The sequence below is a fragment of the Shewanella sp. M16 genome, assembly GCF_018224605.1.
In the GTDB taxonomy this organism is placed as follows: domain Bacteria; phylum Pseudomonadota; class Gammaproteobacteria; order Enterobacterales; family Shewanellaceae; genus Shewanella; species Shewanella oncorhynchi.
The window spans coordinates 52,872-61,645 of sequence record NZ_JAGTUL010000028.1 but is presented as its reverse complement, the minus strand read 5'-3'; the positions used below and the strand labels follow the sequence as shown (position 1 = coordinate 61,645).

The 8,774-nt window shown below is 45.7% G+C and carries 8 protein-coding genes; 3 read left to right on the top strand and 5 right to left on the bottom strand.

Annotated features, from left to right (window positions below; all coding sequences use genetic code 11):
• Positions 1 to 901: TrkH family potassium uptake protein (locus tag KFE26_RS17250; RefSeq protein WP_212601139.1), on the top strand; the 901-nt coding region annotated here is incomplete at its 5' end.
• Positions 902 to 970: 69 nt separating this feature from the next.
• On the opposite strand, the gene hemG (KFE26_RS17245) is transcribed toward KFE26_RS17250, so the two are convergent.
• Positions 971 to 1,522, bottom strand: a complete 552-nt coding sequence (gene hemG, locus KFE26_RS17245; RefSeq protein ID WP_113941396.1) for a menaquinone-dependent protoporphyrinogen IX dehydrogenase — start codon at positions 1,520 to 1,522, stop codon at positions 971 to 973.
• 199 nt (positions 1,523 to 1,721) lie between these two features.
• On the opposite strand from hemG (KFE26_RS17245), the gene KFE26_RS17240 reads away from it, so the two are divergent.
• Positions 1,722 to 2,030, top strand: a complete 309-nt coding sequence (locus KFE26_RS17240) for a metalloregulator ArsR/SmtB family transcription factor (protein WP_105250823.1) — start codon at positions 1,722 to 1,724, stop codon at positions 2,028 to 2,030.
• A 63-nt stretch (positions 2,031 to 2,093) separates the two neighbouring features.
• Here the strand turns inward: KFE26_RS17240 and hemG (KFE26_RS17235) are convergent, their stop codons facing one another.
• The 4 genes from hemG (KFE26_RS17235) to pepQ form a co-directional block, all read right to left on the bottom strand.
• Positions 2,094 to 2,618, bottom strand: a complete 525-nt coding sequence (gene hemG, locus KFE26_RS17235) for a menaquinone-dependent protoporphyrinogen IX dehydrogenase (protein WP_212601138.1) — start codon at positions 2,616 to 2,618, stop codon at positions 2,094 to 2,096.
• A 2-nt stretch (positions 2,619 to 2,620) separates the two neighbouring features.
• A complete protein-coding gene (locus KFE26_RS17230; RefSeq protein WP_105250821.1) occupies positions 2,621 to 4,078 on the bottom strand; it encodes a TrkH family potassium uptake protein in 1,458 nt (485 codons plus the stop codon).
• Between the two features lie 77 nt (positions 4,079 to 4,155).
• Positions 4,156 to 4,770, bottom strand: a complete 615-nt coding sequence (locus tag KFE26_RS17225; RefSeq protein WP_173248508.1) for a YigZ family protein — start codon at positions 4,768 to 4,770, stop codon at positions 4,156 to 4,158.
• A 27-nt stretch (positions 4,771 to 4,797) separates the two neighbouring features.
• On the bottom strand, positions 4,798 to 6,120 hold the full coding sequence (gene pepQ, locus KFE26_RS17220; RefSeq protein WP_212601137.1) for a Xaa-Pro dipeptidase: 1,323 nt from the start codon (positions 6,118 to 6,120) through the stop codon (positions 4,798 to 4,800).
• A 490-nt stretch (positions 6,121 to 6,610) separates the two neighbouring features.
• Here pepQ and fadB point away from each other — a divergent pair, with 490 nt between their 5' ends.
• Complete coding sequence (gene fadB / locus KFE26_RS17215; RefSeq protein WP_212601136.1) at positions 6,611 to 8,761, top strand: fatty acid oxidation complex subunit alpha FadB; 2,151 nt, start codon at positions 6,611 to 6,613, stop codon at positions 8,759 to 8,761.
• The last annotated feature ends 13 nt before the right edge of the window (positions 8,762 to 8,774 follow it).

Sequence of the window (8,774 nt, the reverse complement as noted above, 5' to 3'; positions counted from 1 at the left end):
TTTATTCTTTATATATATTTTACTAACGAGTATCTGCTGTGTTGCCTATCATCTGGCGGGAATGACTTGGTTTCAGGCCATCAATCATGCAATGACCACCCTCTCGACTGGTGGCTACTCGACCTCAGATAGCTCAATGGCGGCGTTCTCCAACTCTGCACACTGGGTTGGGATTTTCTTTATGGCAGCAGGTGGCTTGCCACTACTCATGTTTGTACAAACCATACAGCAAAGGGATCTACGGATTTGGAACGATGCTCAGGTCAAAGGCTTCTTATTTTTCCTCACATTTGTCTCTTGTTCTATTGGCTTCTGGCTGTGGCAAACCCGCGACATTGAGCTTCTAGATGCACTGCGTTTATCCAGCTTTAACGTGGTATCGGTAGTCACCACTACAGGTTATGGCTTAACGGACTACGGTGCTTGGGGCGCCTTTGCCAATATCGCCTTCCTGTTTTTAATGTTTGTCGGTAGTTGCTCTGGTTCAACTTCGGGCGGGATTAAGATCTTCCGTTTTCAAATTGCTGGGGCCATTATGCGCGAGCAATTGAAACAGCAATGTCATCCAAACGGTATCTTTAGGGAACGTTACAACAACCGCATCATCAGTGATGATATCGTGCGCTCTCTGATCACTTTCGTACTGCTGTTTGTGATGGTGATTGTAGGCTTGTCAGTGATTTTAGTGCTCACGGGTCTCGATCCTATGACCAGTTTCACGGGCGCGATTACGGCAGTCACTAACGTGGGCCCTGGTTTAGGCCCGATTATTGGACCTGTAGGTAACTTCTCAACGCTACCCGATGTCGCTAAATGGGCGTTGTCACTCGGCATGCTCCTCGGTCGTTTAGAAATCTTAACCGTGGCGGTGTTGTTCCACCCGAGTTTCTGGAAGTACTAATTCAGTAGAGCTTAAATACTAAAAAGGCGCTTAACTTGTTAAGCGCCTTTTTATTAAGCCTGACCCGCCCTAAATAGCGGTAACGTCGACTAATTCCAATAGATGATCAGCATAAACTTTCACATCTGCCCAGTCGGTATAATCGATAACTGACTTAGGATCAGTTGGACCTTTAGTCATCTTCATAATCAACTGAATCGCCAATCTGTCATACCAAGGCCATGAAGGATAATCCACTTTGCCCGCAATAATTTTAAGATCAGCAGGCGTCCATGGCGATAACGCAATGAACTTTTGCAGATATTTATTATTTGCAGGGATACGTTTTTCAGGATTTCTCGCCACAACATTGACGCAGAAAAAACTGTTTGGCAATGCGCCCAGAGCCTGTGCATGCTGCTCAATAAATTGAAAAACGCTCTTATCATAGGTGCCATAGAGCACGCAGGCACCTAAGGCAACGACATCATAATCAGGCCAATTAATACAAGTTGCGGCAGCACTGTTGATATCGATGAGGTCAACCTTAGCGTCACGAAATCTTAATTGCTCGGCAATTGCACTGGCAATCTTGGCCGTATGGCCACCACGGGTAAAATAAAGTACGAGGACGCGTGTCATAGGCAATTCCCGATCCACTGAGTAATACCACCATTGTGGCAAGGTTACGTTAAATAAACCTCTGATAGGATCACAAATCAGTCGTATCTCATATTCTGAGATGCAAAAATTGAGATCTGCATTGCCGAGCAGTATGATTGCGTAAACACATGTGTTCAATTAGAATTATCTAATCAAAAGCGATAAAGTGAGTGACCTTATGCAAAATGATATAGATGTAGATGCAATGGTAACTAATGCGGAAAGTGCGGCTAAATGGCTCAAGGCCATAGCGAACCCTTATCGCCTAATGATTTTATGTCTATTACTAGACAAAGAGTTGAGCGTAACCGAGCTCAACGCCACAGTGCCATTAAGCCAGTCGGCTCTATCCCAGCATTTAGCCGTATTACGCGCAGAAGATCTCGTGGATACCCGTAAGAGCTCGCAAATTGTTTACTATAAACTCAAGAACGAGCAAGTCACCCAAGTGATTTCGATTCTGCATAGCCGCTACTGCGCAGCCTAACACTGCAAAATTAGCCTAAATTTAAGCCCTAACCTCTTGCAAGTGATTAGGGCTTAATGGTTTTTAATGTTGGCTAAAACGGTTACCGAAGGCATCGACTTTTGCCCAATCGGTAAACTCAAAAGTGCCAGTGATATCCGTTGGCCCTTTAGTCAACCACATGATAAAACGTATCATGGTCCGGTCGAACAAACCGTATTTAGGGTAATCAATCTTGCCCGCAAACACTTCTAATAGCTGGGGTTGCCACAGTGAAAGTTTGAGAAACTTTTGCATATAAGGATTGGTTTCAGGCGTATTTTTTAAGGGTTTGCGCGCCACTACGTTAACGGTAAAAAAACCATTAATCTTAGTATCTAGCACTGCATGGTGACGATTCACATACTGATAAAGCTCTGGTCTATGTTTACCATAGCGAATACTGGCACCAATCAGCACTTTATCAAAATCCACTAAGCTCAACGCTTCCGCCTGCTCTAATGTGGCGAGCGAAACCTGCTCTCCCGCCTGTTCAGCAATCGTCTTCATTTTTTGGCAAATTGCCAATGTTTGGCCATCTATCGTCGAATAGATTATTAACGTCTGCATGATTAATTCTTCCAAAAAGTTGGCGTAAACAAAATCAGTAAGGTAAATACTTCGAGGCGACCAAACAGCATAGCCACGACCAATACCCACTTGGCTCCATCACCAATACTGGCATAATTGCTCGCTACCTCACCTAAACCTGGGCCTAGGTTGTTTAAGCATGCCGCCGTGGCACTAAAAGCCGTAATATCATCTAATCCCATCGCCATGAGTGCAAGCATACAAATCACAAACACCAGCGCATAGGCAGAAAAGAATCCCCAAACAGCATCAACCACGCGGTCGGGTAAGGCTTTAGAGCCAATCCTAATCGAAAACATTGCCTTAGGGTGAACGAGTCGTTTCAATTCACGGGAACCCTGTAACAGCAGTAAAATTACTCGAATGACCTTAATCCCACCCGCAGTTGAGCCACCACAGCCACCGATAAAACTCGAAAACATTAATAGTATGGGTAAAAATAATGGCCACAGATGGAAGCTATCAGTGCCAAATCCAGCCGTAGTGGCAACTGAAACTGCCTGAAATAAAGCATGATCTAAGGTTTCTTCTGGCGAATCATAAATACCAGAACGATAAAGCGTGAAGAAACAAATCGCGGTGAGAATAAGTTGAATCGCCACCAGCATCTTAAATTCAGCATCTTTAAAATAGACTCTAACGTTAATCCCACGTCGTGAAAATGCCGCAAAATGCACGCTAAAGTTAACCGCAGAAACAATTAAAAAGAACACACAAATAAGATTAATAGTAGGACTATCGAAATAGCCCATACTGGCATCATGGGTCGAAAAACCTCCGATGGCTATGGTCGAAAATGAATGACAAATGGCGTCAAAAATACTCATGCCCGCCCACCAATAAGCCGTCGCGCAGGAAATCGTTAGCAGTAAATAGATATACCACAGTGCTTTAGCGGTTTCGGCTATCCGCGGGGTCATCTTACTGTCTTTCACTGGCCCCGGGATTTCTGCGCGATAAAGCTGCATTCCTCCCACACCGAGCACAGGTAAAATAGCCACTGCGAGCACAATAATCCCCATGCCGCCAAGCCATTGCAGCATATGGCGGTAAAACAAAATAGCCTTAGGTAGGAAATCGAGCCCGACAATGACAGTGGCTCCGGTGGTAGTTAACGCAGAAAAAGATTCAAAGAAGCTGTCTGTCCAGCTTAAGTCTGGCTGACTCGAAAAGATAAACGGCAAGGCACCAATAGAACCCAGTACAGTCCAGAACAGCACGACAATCAGGAAGCCCTCTCGCGTACGCAATTCTTCTTTGCAGTGGCGGTTTGGATACCAGAGCCAAAAACCAATAAATAGGCTAACAAAAAATGCCTGCATAAACGCCGTGCCGCCGCCATCGTTATACCAAACAGCGATCAGTGCTGGTGGCAGCATAGTGATTGAAAATAAACCAATCAGCAGGCCTATGATTCTAATTATGGTTTTATATTGCATTACGCGAGTTCAATTATTCCATTGGCTGTAAAGGTATTTTCAGCATTTGGGCTATTTTGGCATAATTTACGCAGGCATCACAGCTCAAACTCGGGCCTCAAACTTCCTTGACTCAGTGTCGCCAGTGACTCACAAAGCCATGCCTGTTGCTCTCGCCCTATCTCAAACACAATATCGACCGCTGTGGCAAATTGCTTATCGATGATCACGGCATCCACTTGCTGTAATAGATGCTCGACATCGCGCAGCTGCGCATAATCACAATGCAACTTGGCGGGATACCGTAACTGTTTGAGTCGCGTCGGTAATTGAATCAAGCCTTGCCTTAAGCCCGACGTATAAGCCCGAACGAGTCCACCTACGCCTAGCTTAGTACCGCCATAGTAACGCACGACAACAGCGCCCACTTCTCCAATATGTGCCCCTTGCAACACAGCTAACATAGGGCGGCCTGCACTGCCAGCGGGCTCACCGTCATCACTCGAACCAATCAAGACGCTATCATCCGGTGCGCCAGCAACAAAAGCTGAGCAATAGTGGCTTGCGCTGGGATAGTCACGCTTTATGTCAGTAAGTACTAACTTTAATTTATCGACACTATCGCAATGAAAGAGAAAAGAGATAAAGCGACTATGCTTTATCTCTTCTTCAATGACGATTTCATCACAGGGAACGTTATAACTTTCGAGCACAAATTCGCCCTAATCTATTTTCAAACATCAATCGGCTAAGCCGAGCTCACGGGTCATGTTCTCGTTTCTGTCTTGATGCACTATGACGTTATCTTCGATACGAATACCGCCAAAAGGCCTTAACTCATCAACCGTTTGCCAGTTGATCTGTTGGCCACGACTATCTTGTTTAAGCTCATTGAGCAAAGTATCTATGATGTATAACCCAGGTTCCATAGTCAGCACTTGGTTTGGCGCTAAAATGCGGGTGCAGCGCAAAAATGGGTGGGCCTCGGAGGCCGCGATATGTGTACCGCGCTCATCGTGGGAGAAGCCACCCACATCATGCACTTGTAAACCTAACATGTGGCCTAAACCATGGGGGAAGAAAGCACTGGTAATGCCTTGATCAACCAAACCTTGGGCATCACCCGTGGCTAAATCAAAATCCAATAGCATTTGCGCTACTTTAGCGTGAGTCGCTAAGTGTAAATCAGGATAACGAACGCCGGGGCGCATCATGTCGATAAGCTCCAGCTGCGCCTTATTCATCGCAGCGATCAACTCATCGAAACGATTCTTCTCAAATGCATAGGTTCTAGTGATATCAGACGCATAGCCAAAGTAACTCGCGCCCGCATCAATAAGAAAAGACAAACGTTTCGCAGGGCTTTGATGCTCGAGCGCGGTGTAATGCAAAATCGCCGCATTTTGATTAAGAGCGATAATATTGCCGTAGGGCACTTCATTTTCGCTCTGGCCCACGGCAGATAAATAATGCTGTTGGATCTCGAACTCACTCGCACCGTTATAAAACGCATTTTTAGCCGCCAAATGTCCCTGCACCGCAATTTGGTTGGCGCGGCGCATACATTCCAGCTCATATTCAGTTTTAGTGGTTCTGTGGTAATGCAAATAGCTCATCACAGCATCAGGATTGCGACTGGTAAAACCCAGCACTTCGGCTACATCTAAATGCTCGCCCAAATAAGCCCAATTAACAGTGTCTTTGGGCAACAGTTCAGCGACCTTATCGGCCTTAGTTAACAGCTTAATATCAAAATGCTCGGTCCAGAACATATCCGGCACATCGGATACTTTGTGCCAAAAATCTACTGGACGATAAAAAATCAGCTGCGGTTTATCGCGACCATTGACGACTAACCAGCAATTAGGATTATCCAACACTGGCAACCATGCCTTGAAGTGCGGGTTTGCTTTAAAGGGATAATTGATATCATCCAAAAACATCCGATGCGGCTGACCCGAATGGATCACTAAACCAGACAAGGCTTCTCGAGACAAAATCTCTGCGACTCGGCGGTTTAACTCGGCAATATGGGCACGATAGTGATGAGCCAACTGATCCATTTGTCATCTCCTGCAATGAATAAAAGTTAATATTATGAGCCAAATTTGCCCACATAATCTTAATCTGATCATGAACAACAGATTCAATCAAAACGTTAAACTGTCACTCAATCTAAAATACATGGCTGCTGAATAAAGAACATTAAAGCGATAACATCATGATTATTTTTAATAATTCTATTCAACCCTAGCATGGCTACAGCGTTTAAACGTCTAAGAAAAACAGCCACAAAGACCTATTTATCCGCAAAGTGATTTAACGCATTCTAGGTGTTCTACACTCTGTGCAGTGTATCACAAAGGTGAAAAATCACTCTAGCCGACAAGAAATTAAACAGTCGTTTAAATTGGGTGTTGTAATTTATCGAATTTCGAAGCACACTGGCACACAACTGGTCAAATGATGGCCGAAGCTGCTGTGAGATAGAGAGTCGTACTAGCACCAACACATAATGGTGGGTATCACTTTTAAGCCAAAAGGAAGCAAGCAATGATCTACCAAAGTCCTACAATTCAAGTTGAGTTACTCGAGGATAATATTGCCAAGCTGTGCTTTAACGCACCCGGTTCGGTGAACAAATTCGACAGAGAAACCCTCGCTTCGCTCGATGCCGCATTAGACAGCATCAAGCAAAATTCCAATATCAAAGCGTTAGTGCTGACCTCCAGTAAAGATACCTTTATTGTGGGTGCCGACATTACCGAATTTTTAGGCCTATTTGCACAAGATGACGCCGTACTGCTCTCTTGGGTTGAACAAGCCAACGCTGTCTTCAACAAACTCGAAGACTTACCTTTCCCAACCGCATCTGCAATCAAAGGCTTTGCCTTAGGTGGCGGCTGTGAAACCATTCTGGCAACGGATTTTCGTATCGCAGATACCACAGCCAAAATCGGTTTACCTGAAACTAAACTAGGCATCATCCCAGGCTTTGGCGGCACAGTTCGTCTGCCACGTGTGATTGGTGCAGATAACGCACTTGAATGGATCACCACAGGTAACGACCAACGCGCTGAAGATGCACTGAAAGTCGGTGCTGTGGATGCTGTGGTTGCGCCAGAAGCATTAGAAGCGGCTGCGATTCAAATGCTCAAAGATGCTGTTGCTGAAAAGTTGGATTGGCAAGCGCGTCGTAACCGCAAGCTGTCTGCACTAACACTGCCAAAACTTGAAGCTATGATGTCATTCACCACAGCTAAAGGCATGGTGTTTGCTGTTGCGGGTAAACACTACCCTGCACCAATGGCCGCAGTAAGCGTGATTGAGCAAGCATCGACTAAAGGCCGCACCGAAGCACTCCAAATCGAGCATCAAGCCTTTATCAAACTGGCTAAAACTGACGTAGCTAAAGCGCTTATCGGTATCTTCCTTAATGATCAATTCGTTAAAGGCAAAGCGAAAAAAGCGGGTAAGTTAGCCAAAGAAGTGAAAAACGCTGCCGTATTAGGTGCTGGCATTATGGGCGGCGGTATCGCCTACCAAAGCGCCAGTAAAGGCACACCGATTGTCATGAAAGACATTGCCCAGCCAGCATTAGATTTAGGCCTCAATGAAGCCGCCAAACTGCTGTCTGCCCAAGTTGCTCGTGGCCGTTCAACGCCAGAAAAAATGGCCAAAGTGCTGAACAACATCACGCCTTCATTAGATTATGCCGCGCTCAAACACAGTGATGTCGTCGTTGAAGCCGTTGTTGAACATCCAAAAATTAAAGCACAGGTTTTAGCCGAAGTTGAAGGCTATGTGAGTGAAGATGCGATTATCGCCTCAAACACTTCAACCATTTCAATCAACCTACTCGCTAAGAGCATGAAAAAGCCAGAGCGTTTCTGCGGGATGCATTTCTTCAACCCAGTGCACAAAATGCCGTTGGTCGAAGTTATCCGTGGCGAGCACAGTTCTGAAGAAACCATCGCCTCTGTTGTGGCTTATGCCAGCAAAATGGGCAAGACCCCAATCGTGGTTAATGATTGCCCTGGCTTCTTCGTAAACCGCGTACTCTTCCCTTACTTTGCCGGCTTTAACGGCTTACTTGCCGAAGGTGGCGACTTTGCCGCAATCGACAAAGTGATGGAAAAACAATTCGGTTGGCCAATGGGTCCAGCTTACCTGCTCGACGTTGTCGGTTTAGACACAGGTCATCACGCCCAAGCCGTTATGGCTGATGGTTTCCCTGATCGCATGGGTAAATCAGGTACCGACGCGATTGATGTGATGTTTGAGAACAAACGTCTTGGCCAGAAAAATGGCAAAGGTTTCTATGCCTATTCAGTCGATAACCGTGGCAAACCGAAGAAAGATATCGATCCAACCAGCTACGGCCTGTTGAAAGATGCCTTTGGCGAGTTAAAAGCCTTTGAAGCCGATGACATTATTGCCCGTACTATGATCCCTATGATCATCGAAACCGTGCGCTGTTTAGAAGAAGGTATTGTCGCATCTCCTGCCGAAGCGGATATGGGCCTGGTTTATGGCTTAGGTTTCCCACCATTCAGAGGCGGCGTGTTCCGTTACTTGGATACTATGGGTGTCGCGAACTTTGTCGCCTTAGCAGACAAGTACGCTCACTTGGGCGGTCTGTATCAAGTGACCGATGCGATGCGAGCACTCGCAGCCAATAACGGTAGCTACTACCAAGCCTAATTAGCGGGAAAGG